The sequence below is a fragment of the Streptomyces sp. URMC 126 genome (assembly GCF_051386555.1).
In the GTDB taxonomy this organism is placed as follows: Bacteria; Actinomycetota; Actinomycetes; order Streptomycetales; family Streptomycetaceae; genus Streptomyces.
Genome location: NZ_JBPQTX010000055.1, coordinates 1 through 19,692, shown reverse-complemented (window position 1 = coordinate 19,692; position 19,692 = coordinate 1). Strand labels below are relative to the sequence as shown.

Annotated in this window: 18 protein-coding genes; 15 read left to right on the top strand and 3 right to left on the bottom strand. The window is 73.5% G+C overall.

The window, feature by feature from the left end; translation table 11 throughout:
- Positions 1-32: 32 nt before the first annotated feature.
- Positions 33-206, top strand: a complete 174-nt coding sequence (locus ACSNOK_RS09745) for a hypothetical protein (protein WP_436780204.1) — start codon at positions 33-35, stop codon at positions 204-206.
- Between the two features lie 294 nt (positions 207-500).
- On the opposite strand, the gene ACSNOK_RS09740 is transcribed toward ACSNOK_RS09745, so the two are convergent.
- Positions 501-914 carry a winged helix-turn-helix transcriptional regulator gene (locus tag ACSNOK_RS09740; protein ID WP_436780203.1) on the bottom strand — a complete coding sequence of 138 codons (414 nt, stop codon included), beginning with the start codon at positions 912-914 and terminating at the stop codon, positions 501-503.
- A gap of 57 nt (positions 915-971) precedes the next feature.
- Here ACSNOK_RS09740 and ACSNOK_RS09735 point away from each other — a divergent pair, with 57 nt between their 5' ends.
- From ACSNOK_RS09735 to ACSNOK_RS09725, 3 genes are all read left to right on the top strand, one after another.
- Positions 972-1,832: an MBL fold metallo-hydrolase gene (locus ACSNOK_RS09735; protein ID WP_436780202.1), complete on the top strand. Its 861-nt coding sequence runs from the start codon at positions 972-974 to the stop codon at positions 1,830-1,832.
- 154 nt (positions 1,833-1,986) lie between these two features.
- A complete protein-coding gene (locus tag ACSNOK_RS09730; RefSeq protein ID WP_436780201.1) occupies positions 1,987-2,193 on the top strand; it encodes a hypothetical protein in 207 nt (68 codons plus the stop codon).
- 104 nt (positions 2,194-2,297) lie between these two features.
- Positions 2,298-5,309 carry an AAA family ATPase gene (locus ACSNOK_RS09725; protein ID WP_436780200.1) on the top strand — a complete coding sequence of 1,004 codons (3,012 nt, stop codon included), beginning with the start codon at positions 2,298-2,300 and terminating at the stop codon, positions 5,307-5,309.
- On the opposite strand, the gene ACSNOK_RS09720 is transcribed toward ACSNOK_RS09725, so the two are convergent.
- Positions 5,287-5,451 carry a DUF6191 domain-containing protein gene (locus tag ACSNOK_RS09720; RefSeq protein ID WP_436780199.1) on the bottom strand — a complete coding sequence of 55 codons (165 nt, stop codon included), beginning with the start codon at positions 5,449-5,451 and terminating at the stop codon, positions 5,287-5,289. The two genes, ACSNOK_RS09725 and ACSNOK_RS09720, sit on opposite strands and share 23 nt — an antisense overlap.
- Before the next feature lie 111 nt (positions 5,452-5,562).
- On the opposite strand from ACSNOK_RS09720, the gene ACSNOK_RS09715 reads away from it, so the two are divergent.
- From ACSNOK_RS09715 to ACSNOK_RS09700, 4 genes are all read left to right on the top strand, one after another.
- Positions 5,563-6,126 (top strand): TetR/AcrR family transcriptional regulator, encoded by a 564-nt coding sequence (locus ACSNOK_RS09715; protein WP_436780198.1) that lies wholly within the window; start codon positions 5,563-5,565, stop codon positions 6,124-6,126.
- A complete protein-coding gene (locus tag ACSNOK_RS09710; protein ID WP_436780197.1) occupies positions 6,123-6,566 on the top strand; it encodes a (R)-mandelonitrile lyase in 444 nt (147 codons plus the stop codon). The genes ACSNOK_RS09715 and ACSNOK_RS09710 overlap by 4 nt, the downstream gene beginning before the upstream one ends.
- Before the next feature lie 87 nt (positions 6,567-6,653).
- Positions 6,654-7,256, top strand: coding sequence for a DUF4865 family protein (locus ACSNOK_RS09705; protein WP_436780196.1), 603 nt, complete (start codon positions 6,654-6,656; stop codon positions 7,254-7,256).
- Between the two features lie 53 nt (positions 7,257-7,309).
- Positions 7,310-7,666, top strand: coding sequence for a MerR family transcriptional regulator (locus ACSNOK_RS09700; RefSeq protein ID WP_436780195.1), 357 nt, complete (start codon positions 7,310-7,312; stop codon positions 7,664-7,666).
- 110 nt (positions 7,667-7,776) lie between these two features.
- On the opposite strand, the gene ACSNOK_RS09695 is transcribed toward ACSNOK_RS09700, so the two are convergent.
- Complete coding sequence (locus ACSNOK_RS09695; protein ID WP_436780194.1) at positions 7,777-8,769, bottom strand: aldo/keto reductase; 993 nt, start codon at positions 8,767-8,769, stop codon at positions 7,777-7,779.
- Between the two features lie 108 nt (positions 8,770-8,877).
- Between ACSNOK_RS09695 and ACSNOK_RS09690 the strand changes: the two genes are divergently transcribed.
- The 7 genes from ACSNOK_RS09690 (at position 8,878) to ACSNOK_RS09660 (ending at position 19,571) form a co-directional block, all read left to right on the top strand.
- On the top strand, positions 8,878-9,915 hold the full coding sequence (locus tag ACSNOK_RS09690) for a 2-hydroxyacid dehydrogenase (protein ID WP_436780193.1): 1,038 nt from the start codon (positions 8,878-8,880) through the stop codon (positions 9,913-9,915).
- Positions 9,916-10,290: 375 nt separating this feature from the next.
- Entirely contained in the window at positions 10,291-13,299 is a 3,009-nt protein-coding gene (locus ACSNOK_RS09685; protein ID WP_436780192.1) for a putative bifunctional diguanylate cyclase/phosphodiesterase, read from the top strand.
- Positions 13,300-13,720: 421 nt separating this feature from the next.
- A complete protein-coding gene (locus ACSNOK_RS09680) occupies positions 13,721-15,583 on the top strand; it encodes an acetolactate synthase large subunit (RefSeq protein WP_436780191.1) in 1,863 nt (620 codons plus the stop codon).
- Between the two features lie 23 nt (positions 15,584-15,606).
- Positions 15,607-16,131, top strand: a complete 525-nt coding sequence (gene ilvN / locus ACSNOK_RS09675) for an acetolactate synthase small subunit (protein ID WP_436780190.1) — start codon at positions 15,607-15,609, stop codon at positions 16,129-16,131.
- A 111-nt stretch (positions 16,132-16,242) separates the two neighbouring features.
- Entirely contained in the window at positions 16,243-17,244 is a 1,002-nt protein-coding gene (ilvC, locus tag ACSNOK_RS09670; protein WP_436780189.1) for a ketol-acid reductoisomerase, read from the top strand.
- A 285-nt stretch (positions 17,245-17,529) separates the two neighbouring features.
- Positions 17,530-19,134, top strand: coding sequence for a phosphoglycerate dehydrogenase (serA, locus tag ACSNOK_RS09665; protein WP_436780188.1), 1,605 nt, complete (start codon positions 17,530-17,532; stop codon positions 19,132-19,134).
- 119 nt (positions 19,135-19,253) lie between these two features.
- Complete coding sequence (locus tag ACSNOK_RS09660; protein ID WP_436780187.1) at positions 19,254-19,571, top strand: hypothetical protein; 318 nt, start codon at positions 19,254-19,256, stop codon at positions 19,569-19,571.
- The last annotated feature ends 121 nt before the right edge of the window (positions 19,572-19,692 follow it).

Below are 19,692 nucleotides of genomic sequence, written 5' to 3'. Positions count from 1 at the left end.
GCCGGGAAAGCTGAAACGACCGAGGAGTCATCATGATCGACGTCCTGCTCCACCGCTTCCACCTCGTCGAGTTCGCCCGTGACGCCGCCGACCACCGGCTGCTGGCCGAGGTCCGGACCGCCGGGCGCTCGGACGCCCGGCAGGAAGCCGGAAGGCGGGTGAGGACGAACCGGCAGCGGCGCGTGGGCGAGCGGGTCGGGCTGTGATCGTGGCGACGGGGAGGGGGCCGGCGCCGTACGGACGGCGGGCCCGGTCGTCGCGTCGGCGAGCAGGTCGTCGGCGGCCTCCGGCGCGGGGACGTCGTGGGGCGCGAGCCGCTGGTGCCGTCGGGGGAGTCGGTGCGGATCGTCGGACGGATCGCCTGTGACGTCGGGTGCTTCCCGGACGCCGGGCGGAGCTGCCGGCCGGCGATCGTGGCCGCGCGGGAGGCGGGCGACGCGATAACGGCCGGAAGGGGCCCGGCCGCTGACGGGCGGGCGGTTTCGGGCGGGCAGCCCGCCTCACGCCGGACCGTCAGGGCTCTCCCGCCCCGTTGTGCCCCACTCCCACATACTGCGCACGACCGGCTCCAGCGTCCGGCCCCGTGCCGTGAGGGTGTAGTGGACGCGCGGCGGCCAGCCGGGGGTGCGGTGGCGTTCGATCACGCCCGCGCCGGTCAGGTGGGCCAGCCGGTCGGAGAGGACCTTGTCCGAGAGGGCGGGCAGGGCGGCGGACAGCTCCGAGTACGTGGCCCGGCCGCGGCGCAGGAACTCGCGGAGCACCAGGGGCGTCCACCGGCCGGCCAGCGCGGCGAGGGTGACGTCGACGGGACAGCTCGGGCGGCCGCCTGACGGGGGGACGAGGTCGCCGTCGGGGCAGTCCGCCAGCGGTCCGCCGGCGTCCGGCCGTGTGTGGCCAACCGTTTGGTGAGTCACGACAGCCCTCCCTAACGTCCCGTGGGAACAGCCCGTCCGCTTCCCTCGGGGGTCCTCATGCGCATCCATCACCTGAACTGCGGTTCTCTCCGGAAGATACCTCCGCTCGAAGGAGCCCGTGGCACAGGCGTCACGACCGGCCCCCTGGCCGCCGTCTGCCACTGCCTGCTCATCGAGACGGAGTCGGACGGGCTGATTCTGGTCGACACCGGCCTGGGGACCGCCGACCGGCGCGACCCCGAACAGGCGCTGGGCGCGGACTGGGTGGCCTACGCCCAGCCCGCGCGGGATCCCGAGGAGAGCGCGCTGCGGCAGCTCGTCCGCCTCGGGTACGCGCAGGGGGACGTCCGCCACATCGTGCTCACCCACCTCCACCGCGACCACACCGGAGGGTTGCCGGACTTCCCCCACGCCCGGGTGCACCTGCACCCCGACGAGTACCGGGCCGTCACCGACCCCACGCACCCGCACCACCGGCACAGCCTCGACCGCTTCGTGCCCGCGCACCGGGCGCACGGCCCGTTGCTGACCCCCGCCATCGAGGACGAGGGCGCGCGGTGGTTCGGTTTCCCGGGTGTGGCACGTCCGCAGGGCCTGAGCCGCGCATTGGTACTGGTGCCGCTGCCCGGTCACTCCGCGGGCCACTCCGGCGTCGCCGTGCGCGACGACACCGGGCGGTGGCTCCTGCACGCGGGCGACGCGTACATGTACCACGGCGAGATCGAGCGGACCCCGCCGTCGTCCCACCCCGCCTTCACCCCGGTCCAGGACGGAGCGCAGACCGACGCCGGGGCCCGCGCCGCCACCCTCGACCGTCTGCACGCCCTCCGCCGCGACCACGGCGACCGGGTCACCGTCTTCAGCGCGCACGACCCGTGGGAATGGGCCCGCTTCTCCCCGGATGCCGGCGCGTCCTAGGCCCCCGGCACCCAACGCCCGGGAATCTAAGGCCCCCAGGCCGCGCGGGCGCCCCCCGATATGAGGCACTCGCCCGATGTCCCGTCCCTACCTCAGAGGCGAAGCTCTTCTCAGGCCGGAAGACCGGCAACGCGAAACGACCTGAGGAGTCACCGTGATCGACGTCCTGCTCCACCACTACCGCCTCGTCGAGTTCGCCCGCGACGCCGCCGACCACCGGCTGCTGGCCGAGGCCCGGATCGCCGGGCGGGAGGGCGCGGGCCGGGAAGCCGGCCGGGAAGCGGAGAGGCGGGTGAGGACGCAGACGCTTCTGCCGCTGATCCCGCGGCAGCGCGGCACGGTCGGTCGGGCCGGGCTGTGAGCGACCGGGCCGCGGACGGCCGGGCCGTGGACGACCGCACTGTGATCAATTCGTCGGCCGCTCGGCCAGGACCGTTGTCAGTGGGCTGTGCCATCCTCGGCGATGTGCAGAAGACCTCCGTCAGCCCCGTGTTCGTCGGCCGGACCGAAGAGCTGGGTGTGCTCGCCGACGCGCTCGCCCGTGCCGCCACGGGCGAGCCGCAGTCCGTGCTCGTGGGCGGCGAGGCGGGGGTCGGCAAGACGCGGCTGATCGACGAGTTCCTGAGCGCGGCCGCCGCGGCCGGGGCCGTCACCGCCCTGGGCGGGTGTGTGGAGATCGGCAGTGACGGGCTGCCGTTCGCCCCGGTCTCCACGGCCCTGCGCGGCCTGCACCGGCAGCTCGGGGACGAGCTCGCCCGGGCCGCCGCCGGGCAGGAGGGCGAGCTGGCCCGGCTGCTGCCCGAACTGGGGGAGACCGCGCGGGAGTCGGAGGACGGCCGGGCCCGCCTCTTCGAGCTCACCGCCCGGCTCCTGGAGAGCCTCACCACGGACCGCACGATCGTCCTCGCCATCGAGGATCTGCACTGGGCCGACCGCTCCACCCGCGAACTCCTCTCCTACCTCTTCCGCTCGCTGCACACCGCGCGGCTCGTCATCGTCGCCACCTACCGCTCCGACGACATCCACCGCCGTCACCCGCTGCGCCCCTTCCTCGCCGAGGCCGACCGGATGCGCACGCTCGGCCGCGTCGAGCTGTCCCGCTTCACCCGGGACGAGGTGCACGCCCAGCTGACCGGCATCAGCGGCAGCGCGCCCGACCACTCCCTCCTCGACCGGGTCTTCGAACGCTCCGACGGCAACGCCTTCTTCGTCGAGGAGCTGGCCGCGTCCATCGCCGGCGGCTGCCGCTCCGGCCTCAGCGACTCCCTCCGCGAGCTGCTGCTCGTCCGCATCGAGGCGCTCTGCGAGGACGCCCAGCGGGTGATCCGCGTCGCGGCCGAGGGCGGCTCGACGGTGGAGTACGAGCTGCTCCGCGCGGTCGCCGGGCTCGACGAGGACGAGCTCATCGAGGCCCTGCGGCAGACCGTCGGGGCCAGCGTCCTCGTCCCCACGTCCGACGGCGACGGCTACCGCTTCCGGCACGCCCTGGTGCGCGAGGCCGTCGCCGACGACCTGCTGCCCGGCGAACGGGCCCGGCTCCACCGGCGGTACGCCGAGGCGCTGGAGGCCCAGCCCGGCCTCGTCCGGGCCGACGAGCTCCCCGCCCGGCTGGCCGCCCACTGGTACCACGCGCACGAGCCGGCGAAGGCGCTGCCCGCCGTCCTGGAGGCGTCCGTGCACGCCCGCCGGCGCTACGCGTACGCCGAGAAGCTGCGCCTGCTGGAGCGCGCGCTGGAGCTGTGGGAGGACGTCCCCGAGGAGGTCCGCGCCGCTCAGCGCCCGCTCGACTTCGCGGACGTCTACCCCGCCTGCGGCTGCGACGACGAGGCGCTGCACCACACCGACCTGCTGGCCGAGATCGTCGTCGCCGCCAACCTCTCCGGCGACCAGGAGCGGGCGCTGGCCATCGCCAAGAAGGCGCTGCGCAAGCCGGGGATGGACCCGCTGCGCGGCGCCTGGTTCTGGTTGCAGCGCTCCAAGCTGGTGACCGGCCTCGGGCGCGGCGACGGCCGGCGCGAGCTGGACACCGCGCTGGAACTGGTCGCGGACCTCCCGCCGTCCGCCGTCCACGCCGAGGTGCTGGCCCAGCTGGCGGGCTGGGGCGCGCTGCACGACCCCGGCCCGGAGGTGCGCGAAACGGCGCGGCGGGCGGTGGCCATGGCGCGCGCGGTGGGGGCGGAGAGCACCGAGCTCAGCGCCCGCCTCACGCTCGCCGGCCACCAGGTCGACACCGGCGTCGACGTGGACGCCGGTCTCGCCGAGATGGCCGAGGTCTGCGCGCGCGTCGTCGACGGGGGCCTGGTGGGCGTCGTCGGCCGCAGCCACATCAACCTGGCCTCCGCCCTGCAGGGCGCGGGCCGTTCCGCCGAGGCCGCCGAGGTGGCCCGGGAGGGCATCGCCCTCGCCGACCGCTACTGCCTCGACGACGCCCGCGCCTGGGCGCGCAACAATCTGGCGTCCGCCCTCTTCGTCCTGGGCCACTGGGACGAGGCGGAGCGAGCGGCCCTGGAGGCGCGGCGCGAGGCCCGGGGCATCAAGCCGACCGGCTTCGCCGACGTCCGGCTCGCCGCCATCACCCTCGCCCGGGGCGACCTGGAGCGTGCGGAACGCCTGCTCGCCGCCGGCCGGGAGCGGTTCGGCACCCATGACCCGCAGCCGCAGAGCACCCTGGTCCTGGCGCGGTACACCATCGAGCTGTGCGCGGCCCGCGGCCGGTACGCCGAGGCGCGGGCCGAGGTGGAGGGGGTGCTGGCGGCGGGGCTGCCGCGGGGCGCCCACCGCTACGTCTGGCCGTTCCTCGCCGCCGCCGCGGCGGCCGAGGCCGACGCGCGGGAGCGGCCGGAAGCGGCCGCGGGGCGGGCCGCGGCGCTGGACGGGCTCCGCGCGGCGGCCGCAGGCCGGTCGCGTTCGATACCCCTCCGCCGGGCGTACGGCCTGCTGTTCGACGCCGAACTGGCCCGCGCGAACGGGGAGTCCGCCGCCGGCGCGTGGGCGGCGGCGGCCGGTGCCTTCGAGCCGCTGGACCGGCCCTTGGAGCTCGCGCGCGCCCGCCACCGCTGGGCGGAGGCGCTGCTCACCGAGGGCGGCCCGGACGCGGAGCGCGCCGCCGGGCTGCTCGCGCGGGCGCACGCCGAGGCCGTCCGGCTGGGCGCCCGGCCGCTGCGCGAGGCGACCGCGTCGCTCGCCCGGCGCGCCCGGCTCTCCCTCGACGGGGAGACGGCGCCGGACGGACGCGTGCCGGAGGCGGCCCCCGGCGCCGGCGCGCCGCCCCGGCTCACGCCGCGCGAGCACGACGTCCTCCGCCTCGTCACCCTGGGGCGGAGCAACCGCCAGATAGCCGAGGAGCTGTTCATCTCGCCGAAGACGGCCAGCGTGCACGTCTCCAACATCCTGGCCAAGCTGGGCGCCGCGGGCCGCGGCGAGGCGGCGGCGACGGCGCACCGGCTGGGGCTGTTCAGCCCCGCCGCGGCCGGATGACGACCAGTCCGGAGTCGAGGTCGACCGGCCCCCGCCCGGGGTCGGCGTCCCCGACGTCGTCCAGGCACAGCTCGTGGCGGTTGCGTTCCTCCTCGGTATGCCGGCGTCCAGGGGCGAACAACTCACTGAGTGCGTCGAACATGCCAACTCCCGTCCTTCTGGCGGATTTTCCAGTGTAAGCACACGGTTGTGCGATCCCCGGGCTGTCCGTCCGTGCCTTGCCTCTGTACCTACTGGTATGTACAGTCCGATCATGGACACCTCGGAACGCCTCATCGAGAGCACCCGCGCCCTGCTCTGGGAGCGCGGCTACGTGGGCACCAGCCCCAAGGCCATCCAGCAGCGGGCCGGGGCCGGGCAGGGCAGCATGTACCACCACTTCAGCGGCAAGCCCGACCTCGCCCTCGCGGCGATCCGCAGGACGGCCGAGGAGATGCGGGCGCTGGCCGAGCGGCAGTTCTCCGGTCCCGGGACGGTACTGGAACGGATCTCCGCCTACCTGCTGCGCGAGCGCGAGGTGCTCAAGGGCTGCCCGGTGGGCCGGCTCACCCAGGACCCGGACGTCGTCGCCGACCCGGAGCTCCGGCGGCCGGTGGACGAGACGTTCGCCTGGCTCCGCGACCGGCTCGCCGGCCTCCTCGCCGAAGGCCGCGACAGCGGCGAGCTGGACGCGGCCCTCGACCCCGCCACGACGGCGTCCACGATCGTCGCCGTCCTCCAGGGCGGTTACGTCCTGGCCCGCGCCGCCGACTCCGACGAACCGTTCCGGCAGGCGGTGGCGGGCGTGCTCGGGCTGCTGGAAGCCCACGCCCGGTGAGCCGCCCGGCGAGCCCGGCGGTTCCCGGGGAACCGGTTCTTCCCCCGCCGTCCGCGAGCGCGCGCGCCGCCGCGGACTGGGTCACCGGCGACGTGTGGGTGGACGAACTTGCGGCCCCCGCCGCGCCCTCGCGCCTGCGCATGGACAGCGTCCACTTCGCGCCCGGCGCCCGGACCGTCTGGCACCGCCACCCGCTGGGCCAGCTCCTCCACGTCACCGCGGGCACTGGCCGCGTCCAGTGCGCCGGGGGCCCGGTGCGGACGATCCGCGCCGGGGACACCGTCCGCGTCGGCGCCGGCGAATGGCACTGGCACGGCGCCGGCCCCGACACCTCCATGACCCACCTCGCCGTCCAGGAAGTGGCCGAGGACGGGATGGCGGCCGAGCGGGGCCAACCCGTGAGCGACGCGGCGTACGCGGCGGGACCGCCGCGCGCCTGAGCCCGCGCACCGGAGACCCCCGTTCCGCGACCGGCCCCCGACCGGCTCCCTGACTCAATCGACTTCCCCACGAGAAAGAGCGACCTCGTGTACGCGATGCAGTACGAGATCACCCTCCCCGCCGACTACGACATGGGGATCATCCGCGACCGCGTGGCCACCCGCGGCCACGCCCTCGACGACCGGGCGGGCCTCGGCCTCAAGGCGTACCTGATCCGCGAACGCGGCCATGGCGGCTCGCCCGTCAACCAGTACGCGCCCTTCTACCTCTGGCGGGACGGCGGGGCGATGGCCGAGTTCCTCGTCGGGGGAGGCGGCTTCCAGGGCATCATCGCCGACTTCGGCCGCCCCGCCGTCCACCACTGGACGGGCGTCGCCTGCCACGCCGGACCCGCTCGCGGCACGACCCCCCGCGCCGCCTCCCGCCGCGTCACCCCGCTGCCCGCCGCCGAGGACCCGGGCGCCCTCACCGCCCTCGTGGCCGAGGAGACGGCCCGGCTCGCCCAGGCCGCCGGACGCGCGGGCGTGCACACCGCGGCGCTGGCCGTCGACCCGCGCCACTGGGCGCTGCTGCGGTTCGTGCTGTGGGAGCACGAGGTTCCGGAGGACGAGGAGGCGACGGAGCGGTACGAGGTGGGACACCTGTCGTCCCCGCACCTGGCGGACGTCTCCGTCGGCCGGCACTGGTGACGGCCGCCGCCCCGGCGGGAATGCCCGGGCCGGGGCGCGGCGCTGCACCGGGCATGCGCATGAAAGACATGGTGCGCCGCACCGGCGTCAGCGAACGCCTGCTGCGGTACTACGAGGACCAGGGGCTGCTCGCGCCCGAGCGGCTGCCCAGCGGGTATCGCGTCTACTCCGAGGACGACGTCGTCACCGTCGGACGGATTCGTGGGCTGCTCGCCGCCGGGCTCACGACCGCCGTGATCGCCAGGATGCTGCCCTGTCTGGAGGGTGACGGATCGCGGATGGTGCCGATCTGCCCGGATCTCGTCGCCGAACTGCGGGGCGAGCGGACGCGGATCACCGCGGCCATCGACGATCTGCGGGCCGCGCGGGGGGTGCTGGACGCGGTGATCGCGGCCGGGCCGCGAGGGTAGAGCCCCGGCCCCGCCCTTTCACCGTTTCTCGGGGGGGCTGTGCCCCCGCACCCCCCGAAGCGCGCTGCGCGCGCTGTCCTCAAACGCCGGACGGGCTGGTTGGGTGCCCTTCAGTACCACGACCCCAGCGCCCTCGGCAGCTCCCCTATCTCCTCCAAGTCCTTCTCCGACAGCCGCAGTTCCGCCGCGGCCGCGTTCTCCACCGCCCAGTGCGCCTTCTTCGTCCCCGGCACCGGTATCACGTGCCGCCCCTGGGCCAGCACCCACGCCAGGGCGATCTGGGCGGCGGTCGCGCCGTGGCGGTCGGCGACGCGGCGGAGGCCGGCGACGATGGGCTGGTTGGCGGCCATCATCTCGGCGGTGAAGCGGGGGTGGCGGGCCCGGATGTCCTCGGGTTCGAAGCCCTGGCCGGGGGTGAGGGTACCGCTGAGGAAACCGTTCCCCAGGGGCATCGCGGCGAGCAGGCCCACACCGCGCGACGCGCACCAGGGCGCGAGGGCGTCGAGGGCCTCCCGGGACCAGACGGAGAGTTCGGCCTGGACGCAGCTGACCGGGAAGACCTGCTGGACGCGCTCCAACTGCCGGATCGTGCCGTCGTAGAGGCCGCCCCGGGCGCGCCGGTGCGTACGGGCGCCGATGGCGCACCAGCCCAGGGCGCGTACCTTCCCCGCGGCGACGAGCTCGGCCATCGCGCCCCAGGTCTCCTCGACGGGCACTTCGGGGTCGGGCCGGTGCAGCTGGTAGAGGTCTATGACGTCGGTCTGCAGTCGGCGCAGCGACGCGTCGCAGGCGCGTTTCACATAGCCCGGGCGCCCGTTGGCGACGATGTGCTGCTCGCCCACCAGCAGCCCGCACTTGGTCGACACGAACGCCTCGGAGCGTCTCTCCCGCAACACCCGTCCCAAGAGCAGCTCGTTGGTGAACGGGCCGTACATGTCGGCCGTGTCGAGCAGGCTGGCCCCGGCGTCGAGGGCGGCGTGCACGGTCCGGAGCGCGGTCTCGCCGCTCTGCTGGGAGGCGGTGTAGGCCCAGTGCATGGGCATGCACCCGAGGCCGATCGCCCCCACTTCGAGCGCCGTCGCACCGATTGTCCTGCGCTCCACCGGCCGTATCCCTCCCGTTCCCTCCTGATCGGCGCGCGTCCAACTTAACCTTTGGCAACCGCCCGGCCGTCAGCGGGCCGCCGGGGCGCCGTCGCATAACCTCCCGGCATGAGCGCAGATCACAGCGGTGAGCACCCGTCCGACGCCCGCCCCCAGGCCCCGTCCGACACCCGGGCCCCGGCCTCGTCCGGCGCCCGGCCCGTGGCCTGGCTGCCGTTCCGCCCCGAGGAGCTCGACGGGCTGCCCGAGGGGCTGGAGTACGCGCACTGGGACGGCACCGGCGACTACCCGAGCGACCCGGCCCGGGTCGCCTTCTACGGGGTCCCCTACGAGATCGACGGCGCGCTGGCACCCCCCGAGGTGTGTCTCCGTCCGCTGCCCCTGATGCGCCGCGTCCGGGTCGTCCAGGCCCTCACGGCCGGCGTCGACCACCTCCGCCCCGCGCTGTCGCTGCTCCCGCCGGGGGCGGTGCTGTGCAACGCGCGCGGTCTGCACGACGCCAGCACCGCCGAACTGGCCCTCACCCTGACCCTGGCGTCCCTCAGGGACATCCCCGGTTTCGTCCGGGCGCAGGACGCGGGGGAGTGGCGGCAGGGCTTCCGCCCCGCGCTCGCCGACAAGTCGGTCCTCATCGTGGGGTACGGCTCGATCGGACGTGCCATCGAGGACCGGCTCGCCCCCTTCGAGTGTGCGCGGGTGGCGCGCGTCGCGCGCTCCCCGCGCCCCACGGAGCGCGGTCCCGTGCACCCGGTCACCGATCTGCCGGACCTCCTCCCGGACGCCGACGTGGTGATCGTGGCGACCCCGCTCACCGACGAGACCCGGGGGCTGTTCGACGCCGCCCGCCTGGCCCGGATGAAGGACGGGGCGCTGCTGGTCAACGTGGCGCGTGGGGCCGTCGTGGACACCGGGGCGCTGCTCGCCGAGCTGGAGAGCGGCCGGCTGCGCGCCGCGCTGGACGTCACCGACCCCGAGCCGCTGCCGCCGGGGCACCCGCTGTGGAGCGCCCCCCACACGCTGATCACCCCGCACGTGGGCGGCCCGTCCTCGGCCTTCCGGCCGCGCGCCGAGGCGCTGCTCCGCGGCCAACTGGCCGGATTCGTCCTGGACGAGCCTCTGCGAAACGTCGTAGCCACTGCCATCTAAAGCCACGTACAGATACCGTCTGGCTGCACTGCGTATCCATAATCCCGTAGCTAGTTACGCTATGTATATGAGCTATGTCCCTGAGTGACCAGTCTGGTGTATCGTCCGGACCGGGGGCTGCGCCGGGCACCGTACGGGCGCAGCGAAGTACCGCACTCAAGGGGGGCGACGGGCGATGCACGGCCAATGGACGATCAACCCGACGCGGCTCACGCACCAGCGGACCACGCCGTCGGCACGGTGGCGGCCCGTTCACCCGCGGCGGGCCCGGCGGCATCCGGTCCGCCCGGCGCACCGCACGGCGGGCCTGATCCGGCGGTCCCGGCGGACGGCGGGCCCGGAGGCGTTCCGGGCCCCGCTCGGGACGGCGGAGCGGTGACCGCGCAGGGAGCCGCCCTGCCCCGGCACGCGGCCCCGGCCGGGGGGCCGGGTGGCCGGCCCGCCGGGGCGTCGGGCGTGGTGTCACAGCTCCTGCTCGCCCTCGTCTGCGGCGGCTACGCCACGGGCGCGGCGTTCGGCTGGGGCTCGCCCCATCTCGCCAAGACCATGGGCGACTTCGGGCTCAGCGGGGCGGCGGTCCTCGCCGCCGTCTCCTGCTTCTGGTACGCGCGCACCCGTACCACCCGCTTCCGCCCCGCGTGGCTGCTCTTCGCCGTCTCCTCGGGCATGGCGGGCTTCGGGAACGCGGTCTGGGGCTGGTACGAGGTCGTGCTGGGGGAGCACGTCCCGAACACCTCGCCCGCCGACTTCGCCTTCCTCCTCTTCGCGCCGCCCGCCATCATCGGCCTGCTGGTGCTGGCCCGCCGCCCGGTCACCCGGGCCGGCTGGCTCTGCCTGGCGCTCGACTCCTGGCTGATCGGCGGCTCGCTGCTGACGCTCTCCTGGAGCCTGGCCCTCGCCCACACGGCGCACTTCGCCGACGAGACGGTGGCGCACGTCGCGCTGTCCCTGGCGTACCCGCTGCTGGACATCGTGCTGGTCTCCATGGTGCTGGCGCTGCACTTCCGGCGCTCCTCCGCCAACCGCTCCGCCGTCAACACGGCGATCGCCGCGCTCGCCCTGACGGTGCTGTGCGACGCCCTGTTCACCTCGCCGCTGCTGCGCGAGAACTACCGCTCCGGGCAGATCCTCGACGCCGGCTGGTTCGCGGGCTACATGCTGATGGCCTACGCCCCGTGGGTGACGCGGGAGCAGGGGAGCGCGTCCGGCGCCTCCGGCACGTCCGGCCGTCAGGTCCCGTCCTCCGGCCGGCCCATCGCGGGCTCCCTCGCGGCCCTCACGCCGTACCTGGCGGCGGCCGTCTGCACCCTGGGCATCCTCTACAACGTCCTCGACGGCCACCACGTCGACCGCGTCGTCCTCTTCACGGGCTGCACGGTCGTCCTGGCGCTGGTCGTCCGGCAGGGCATCATGCTGCTCGACAACATCTCCCTCACCCAGGAACTGGCGCAGGCGGAGAACCACTTCCGCTCCCTGGTGCAGGGTTCCAGCGACGTCATCATGATCGCCGCGCCGACCGGCATACTGCGCTACGTCAGCCCCGCCGCCGCCGGCGTCTACGGGCGGGACGCGGAGGAGCTGGTCGGCTCCGAGCTGGCCTCCCTCATCCATCCGGAGGACCTGGGCCGGGTCGTCCACGAGGTGCGCCGCTTCCTGGCCGCGCCGCCCGCCGACGAGCCCACCACCCGGATCGAGTGCCGCTTCCGCTCCGGCGACGGCGACTGGCTGAACGTCGAGTCCACCGTCAAGCGGCACCACGGCGGCCTCATCTTCAACAGCCGCGACGTCACGGAACGGGTGCGCCTCCAGGCCCAGTTGCAGCACACCGCCGAGCACGACCCGCTCACCGACCTGCCCAACCGCTCGCTGTTCACCAAGCGCGTCCAGCAGGCCCTGGCCGGCCGCAGAGTGACCGACCCGGGCACGGCCGTGCTCTTCATCGACCTCGACGGCTTCAAGGCCGTCAACGACACCGTCGGCCACCAGGCCGGGGACGAGCTGCTGGTGCAGGCCGCCCGCCGGCTCCAGGAGTCCGTCCGCGCCGGGGACAGCACCGCCCGGTTCGGCGGCGACGAGTTCGCCGCGCTGATCATCGGTGACGGCACCCGCGACCCGGCGGCCCGCGAGTACCGCATCCTGGAGATCGCCGACCGGCTGCGCCTCACCCTCTCCCAGCCCTACGTGGTGGAGGGCGGCACCGAGGTCCGGGTGGCCGCCAGCATCGGCGTCGCCTTCGCCGAGCCCGGCATCACCCCCGGCACCCTGATGCGCAACGCCGACCTGGCCATGTACCGGGCCAAGCAGGCCGGAAAGGGCCGCGTCGAGCTGTACGCGCCCCACCTCCAGGCCGAGGTCGTCCGCCGCGCGGAGCTCACCAGCCGGTGGCGCACGGCCCTGAACGACGGGGAGTTCGCGCTGCTCCACCAGCCGGTGGTGGAGCTGGCCACCGGACGGGTCACCGCCGTCGCCGCCCAGGCCCGCTGGCGCTCCCCGCAGGGCATCCTGTTCCCGCCCGAGGAGTTCCTGCCGGGCACCGACCGCGAGGGCGGGGACGAGAGCGGCCGGACCGCCGAGCTCGGCCGCTGGACGCTGGAGCGGGCGCTCGAACAGGCCGAGCGCCGCCGGGCCGCGGGCCACGCGGTGCCGGTGTACGTCCGGCTGTCCGCCGCCCGCCTGGTCGACCGGGCGCTGCCGGCCAAGCACTTCGAGTCCCTGCTGCTGCGGCACGGCACGCCCGTCGGCGGGCTGGTGCTGGAGCTCACCGGCGTCGGACCCCGCGTCCCGCTGGACGAGCTGGAGCGGCGGCTCGTCTCGCTGCGCCGGTTCGGGGTCCGCATCGCCCTGGACGGCTTCGGCAGCGGTCACGCGGTGATGAGCGCCCTGCGGCGGCTGCCCGTCGACATCCTCCGGCTCGACCGGGATCTCGTCGACGGCGTGACCGACTCCGCCCGGCTCCGCAAGATCACGGCGGGGCTGCTGAAGATCGCCGGCGACCTCGGGACGCAGTCCGTGGCCGAGGGCGTGGACGATCCCGAACAGGCCCGCGTGCTCCGCGCCATGGGCTGCACCCACGCCCAGGGCCTGGCGTTCTCCGGGCCGCTCGACGAGCACCGGCTGCGGCAGGCGCTCGGCCGGGGCTGCTACCCCGTCCCCGTCGAGTACCCCGTCCCCGCCGACGCGCCGGCCGGCGAGAGCGGCCCCACCCCGGGCGGGCCGCTGCCCTCACCGGCGAACAGGCTGCCGGGCGGCGGGAAGCGGCTGCTCCTGGGCGGACCGGTGCCCGTCAACGTGGTGTTGCCGTCCGCGCTCCGGGCCGGGGGCGCGGGGGCCCTGGCCCATGCTCCATTGCGCTCAAATAGTGAGACGCCCATCCCACCCACTTGACACCTCGCCCGTGACAGGGAGAGGGTCGGTCCCATGCGCACCCGAATTCTCGTACTTGGACAGCGCGTCGGCTGAAGCAGGCCGTGGTTCCCCGCCTGCTGACCCACACCGGCGCGCTCCCCTCGCTTGCCTTACGGCACGAGGGGTTTTTTGTTGCATCGATACCGCCGACCGAGACTCCACCGTCCGACCGGGCCGCGAAGAAGCGGCCCCACCGAGGCGGCTCCCGCAGCCCGCCGCCGTCCGTCCGAAGCAGCTCGTACCAGCCCCAGCAGCCGAACCGACCGTCAGCAGCCGAACCCAGCAGCCGAACCCCGCAGTCGAACCGACCCCCGGGCCGCCGAGCGGTCCCAGCAGCCGAAGCACCACATCCCTCGAAGCGTCCGTCCCCGCAGTACGAATCTCCGAGAAGAGAAGGTCGATGTCCGAGCAGGCCACCGGAGCACCCCATCCGCAGCCGCGCACCCGAGGCGGCGCGGCCCAGCATCAGCCCGCCATCGTCGAGCCCGGCGTCACGGGCGCGCAGTCGCTCATCCGCTCGCTGGAGGAGGTGGGCGCCGACACCGTGTTCGGCATCCCCGGCGGCGCGATCCTCCCGGCCTACGACCCGATGATGGACTCCTCGAAGGTGCGGCACATCCTCGTCCGCCACGAGCAGGGCGCCGGCCACGCCGCCACCGGATACGCGCAGGCCACCGGCCGGGTCGGGGTCTGCATGGCGACCTCCGGGCCGGGCGCCACCAACCTGGTCACGCCCATCGCCGACGCCCACATGGACTCCGTCCCGCTGGTGGCCATCACCGGCCAGGTGTCGTCCAAGTCGATCGGCACGGACGCTTTCCAGGAAGCGGACATCTGCGGCATCACCATGCCGATCACCAAGCACAACTGGCTGGTCACCGACGCGGCGGAGATCCCGCGGACCATCGCCGAGGCGTTCCACGTCGCCTCCACCGGCCGCCCCGGCCCGGTCCTGGTCGACATCGCCAAGGACGCCCTCCAGGCCCGCACCACGTTCGTCTGGCCGCCCCACACCGACCTGCCCGGCTACCGGCCCGTCACCAAGCCGCACGCCAAACAGATCCGCGAGGCCGCCAAGCTGATCACGCAGGCCGGGCGGCCGGTGCTCTACGTCGGCGGCGGGGTGCTCAAGGCCCGGGCCACCGCCGAGCTGAAGGTCTTCGCCGAGCTGACCGGCGCCCCCGTGACCACCACCCTGATGGCGCTCGGCGCCTTCCCCGACAGCCACCCGCAGCACATCGGCATGCCGGGCATGCACGGCTCGGTCGCCGCCGTCACCGCCCTGCAGAAGGCCGACCTGATCGTCGCGCTGGGCGCCCGCTTCGACGACCGCGTCACCGGCCGGCTGGACTCCTTCGCCCCGCACGCCAAGATCGTCCACGCGGACATCGACCCCGCCGAGATCGGCAAGAACCGCGCCGCGGACGTCCCCATCGTCGGCGACGCCCGGGAGGTCCTGGCCGACCTGATCGTCGCCGTCCAGGCCGAGCACTCCGCCGGGCGCGTCGGCGACCACGCCGCCTGGTGGACGGAGATCGACCGGTGGCGCTCGGCGTACCCGCTGGGCTACGACCGACCCGAGGACGGCAGCCTCTCCCCGCAGCAGGTCATCCAGCGCATCGGGCAGCTCGCCCCGGAGAACACGGTCTACACCGCGGGCGTCGGCCAGCACCAGATGTGGGCCGCCCACTTCATCACCTACGAGCAGCCCGCCACCTGGCTCAACTCGGGCGGCGCGGGCACCATGGGCTACGCCGTGCCGGCCGCCATGGGCGCCAAGGTCGGCATGCCCGACCGCACGGTGTGGGCGATCGACGGGGACGGCTGCTTCCAGATGACCAATCAGGAACTGGTCACCTGCGCCCTCAACAACGTCCCGATCAAGGTCGCCGTCATCAACAACGGCTCCCTGGGCATGGTCCGCCAATGGCAGGCCCTGTTCTACAACGAGCGCTACTCCAACACCGTCCTGCACTCCGGCCCCGAGGCCGACGGCAAGCAGCCCTGCTCCGGCACCCGCGTCCCCGACTTCGTCAAGCTCGCCGAGGCCATGGGCTGCGTGGGGCTGCGCTGCGAGGACCCGGCCGAGCTGGACGCCGTCATCGAGCAGGCCAACGCGATCAACGACCGGCCGGTGGTCGTGGACTTCATCGTCCACCAGGACGCCATGGTCTGGCCCATGGTCGAGGCCGGCACCTCCAACGACCGGATCCTCGCCGCCCGCGGGGTCCGCCCCGACTTCGGCGACGTCGTCGACGACTGACACCAGGAGAGAGAAGACCGACCATGACCAAGCACACGCTCTCCGTCCTGGTGGAGAACACCCCCGGCATCCTGGCCCGGATCGCCGCCCTGTTCTCCCGCCGCGGCTTCAACATCGACTCGCTCGCCGTCGGCGTCACCGAGCACCCGGACATCTCCCGCGTCACCATCGTCGTCAACGTCGAGTCGCTGCCGCTGGAGCAGGTCACCAAGCAGCTCAACAAGCTCGTCAACGTGCTGAAGATCGTCGAGCTGGAGGACGCCGGGGCCGTCAAGCGGCAGCTCGTCCTGGTGAAGGTCCGCGCCGACAACGAGACCCGCTCCCAGATCACGGAGATCGTCCAGCTGTTCCGCGCCAAGACGGTGGACGTCTCCCCGGAGGCCGTCACCGTCGAGGCCACCGGCGGCAGCGACAAGCTCAACGCCATGCTCAAGATGCTGGAGCCGTTCGGCATCAAGGAGCTGGTGCAGTCCGGCACCATCGCCATCGGCCGCGGCGCCCGCTCGATCACCGACCGCAGCCTGCGGGCCCTGGACCGCTCGGCCTGATCCCGCCGGTCCGATCCCCCGCCGGGTCCGGATACCGGGACCCGGCGACATCCGCCCTTCCCGCCGTCATACGGTGGGACGCAACACCTCGCATTCAAGGAGAAACCACACGTGGCTGCCGAGCTGTTCTACGACAACGACGCCGACCTGTCCATCATCCAGCGCCGCAAGGTCGCGGTCCTCGGCTACGGCAGCCAGGGCCACGCCCACGCGCTGTCGCTGCGTGACTCGGGCGTCGACGTCCGCGTGGGCCTGCACGAGGGCTCCAAGTCCCGGCAGAAGGCCGAGGAGCAGGGCCTGCGCGTGGTCACCCCCGCCGAGGCGGCGGCCGAGGCCGACGTCATCATGATCCTCGTCCCGGACCCGGTCCAGGCCGAGGTCTACGAGCAGTCGGTCAAGGAGCACCTGAAGGACGGCGACGCGCTGTTCTTCGGCCACGGCTTCAACATCCGCTTCGGCTTCATCAAGCCCCCGGCCGGCGTCGACGTCTGCATGGTCGCCCCCAAGGGCCCGGGCCACCTGGTGCGCCGTCAGTACGAGGAGGGCCGCGGCGTCCCGTGCATCGCGGCCGTCGAGCAGGACGCCTCCGGCAAGGCCTTCGAGCTCGCCCTCTCCTACGCCAAGGCCATCGGTGGCACCCGCGCCGGCGTCATCAAGACCACCTTCACCGAGGAGACCGAGACCGACCTCTTCGGCGAGCAGGCCGTGCTCTGCGGCGGCGCCAGCGCCCTGGTCAAGGCGGGCTTCGAGACCCTGGTCGAGGCCGGCTACCAGCCGGAGATCGCCTACTTCGAGTGCCTCCACGAGCTGAAGCTGATCGTGGACCTGATGTACGAGGGCGGCCTGGAGAAGATGCGCTGGTCCGTCTCCGAGACGGCCGAGTGGGGCGACTACGTCACCGGCCCGCGCATCGTCACCGACGAGACCCGCGCCGAGATGAAGAAGGTCCTCGCCGAGATCCAGGACGGCACCTTCGCCGAGAACTGGATGAAGGAGTACAAGGCGGGCCTGCCGAAGTACAACGAGTACAAGAAGGCCGACGAGGACCACCTGCTCGCCACCACCGGCCAGAAGCTGCGCAAGCTGATGAGCTGGGTCGACGACGAGCAGTGAGCCCCTCCTGGTGGGGCCGCCGCGAGACGGCCCCACCAGGCGCTCCGGACACGCTTGTCCACGGCGGCCGGTCCCGTCGGGGTGATCCTTGCGAAACGGAGCAGGACGCCCGCCCGTCCGCCGATACACTGCTCGGCAAGAAAGCGCGTCAGGCTCACAGCGTCGTGCGTCTCCAACGCGGCTGCGCCCCTTCACCGCCTGCGGCCGTCGGGACGGCCGTCGTTCCCGTGTGCCCCCCACGGCACGGCCCGGGACACCCATGGACCAGTGAGGACTGAGGACCCCGTGAGCACTGCTTCGACCCGCAAACCCGTCGTACTCATCGCCGAGGAACTCTCGCCCGCCACCGTCGACGCGCTCGGCCCGGACTTCGAGATCCGGCACTGCGACGGCGCCGACCGCGCCGACCTGCTGGCCTCCCTCGTGGACGTCGACGCCGTCCTCGTACGCTCCGCCACCAAGATCGACGCCGAGGCGATCGCCACCGCCAAGCGGCTGCGGGTCGTCGCCCGCGCCGGCGTCGGCCTCGACAACGTGGACGTCTCCGCCGCCACCAAGGCCGGCGTGATGGTCGTCAACGCCCCCACCTCCAACATCACCACCGCCGCCGAACTCGCCTGCGGCCTCCTCATCGCCACCGCCCGCAACATCCCGCAGGCCAACGCCGCGCTGAAGAACGGCGAGTGGAAGCGGTCGAAGTACACGGGCGTGGAGCTGTCCGAGAAGACGCTCGGTGTCGTCGGCCTGGGCCGCATCGGGGTGCTCGTCGCCCAGCGCATGGCCGCCTTCGGCATGAAGATCGTCGCCTACGACCCCTACGTACAGCCCGCCCGCGCCGCGCAGATGGGCGTCCGCCTCTGCACCCTCGACGAGCTGCTGGAGACGGCCGACTTCATCACCGTCCACCTCCCGAAGACCCCCGAGACGCTCGGCCTGATCGGCGACGAGGCGCTGCGCAAGGTCAAGCCGTCGGTGCGGATCGTCAACGCCGCGCGCGGCGGCATCGTGGACGAGACCGCGCTCGCCGCGGCCCTGAAGGAGGGCCGGATCGCCGGCGCGGGCCTGGACGTCTACGCGTCCGAGCCCTGCACGGACTCGCCCCTCTTCGAGTTCGACAACGTCGTGGCCACCCCGCACCTGGGCGCCTCCACGGGCGAGGCGCAGGAGAAGGCGGGCATCTCCGTCGCCAAGTCGGTGCGGCTGGCCCTCGCCGGCGAGCTGGTGCCGGACGCGGTCAACGTCCAGGGCGGCGTCATCGCCGAGGACGTCAAGCCGGCGCTGCCGCTGGCCGAGAAGCTCGGCCGCATCTTCACGGCGCTGGCGGGCGAGGTCGCGGTCCGCCTCGACGTGGAGGTCTACGGCGAGCTCACCCAGCACGACGTCAAGGTCCTCGAACTCTCGGCCCTGAAGGGCGTGTTCGAGGACATCGTCGACGAGACGGTCTCCTACGTGAACGCGCCGCTCTTCGCGCAGGAGCGCGGCGTCGAGGTCCGCCTGACGACGGGCTCCGAGTCCCCGGAGCACCGCAACGTCGTCACCGTCCGCGGCACGCTGTCGGGCGGCGACGAGGTCTCCATCTCCGGCACCCTGGCCGGCCCCAAGCACCTCCAGAAGATCGTTGCGGTGGGCGAGAAGGACATCGACCTCGCCCTCGCCGACCACATGGCCTTCCTCCGCTACGTCGACCGCCCCGGCGTCGTCGGCACCATCGGCCGCATCCTCGGCGAGGCGGGCATCAACATCGCCGGCATGCAGGTGTCGCGGGCGACGGAGGGCGGCGAGGCGCTGGTCGCCCTGACGGTCGACGAGTCGATTCCGCTGCCGGTGCTCGCGGAGATCGCCGACGAGATCGGTGCGGCGTCGGCCCGCGCGGTGAACCTGACGGACTAGGCGCGCCGGTCGCGAACGCCGGACGGGCCGACAGGCCGACGGGTCGACCGGCCGGCCCGTCCGGCGTTACGGGAACGGGGCGAATCCCCACCGGTTTGCGTTATGGAGGTCAGGCAGGCGTGAGGAGAATCGATGAATCCGAGTTTCGTGGCACGCCGCAGAATTATGTGGCCCAACTGGATCTGACGACCGAGCAGCTGGTCTCGCGGTGGGGGCGTGAGGAGATATCCCTGGATGACCTCGGGCCGTGGTTCACGTTTGCTTTCGCTCTGGAGAACGGGATCCTGGCCGCCTTGGCCCGGGAAGTCGACAACGCGCCGGGGCCGGGTTACGCCCTGACTGCCATAGGGGAGCAGGACCCGCGCACGACGCTGGCTCACTTTCTGGCGGAGGCCGGGCTCGGCGCGGATTGCGTACTCCACGAGGGGTTCGAGTAGTCGCCGCGACCCCCGCCGGCCATACCCCCGCTTGCCCCGCCCGGCGTTTGGGGAGGAAGCGGCGGAGTCCGCTTCAGGGAGTCCGGGGGCTCTCCTCGGGAATCGGCGCGGGGGAGGGGCC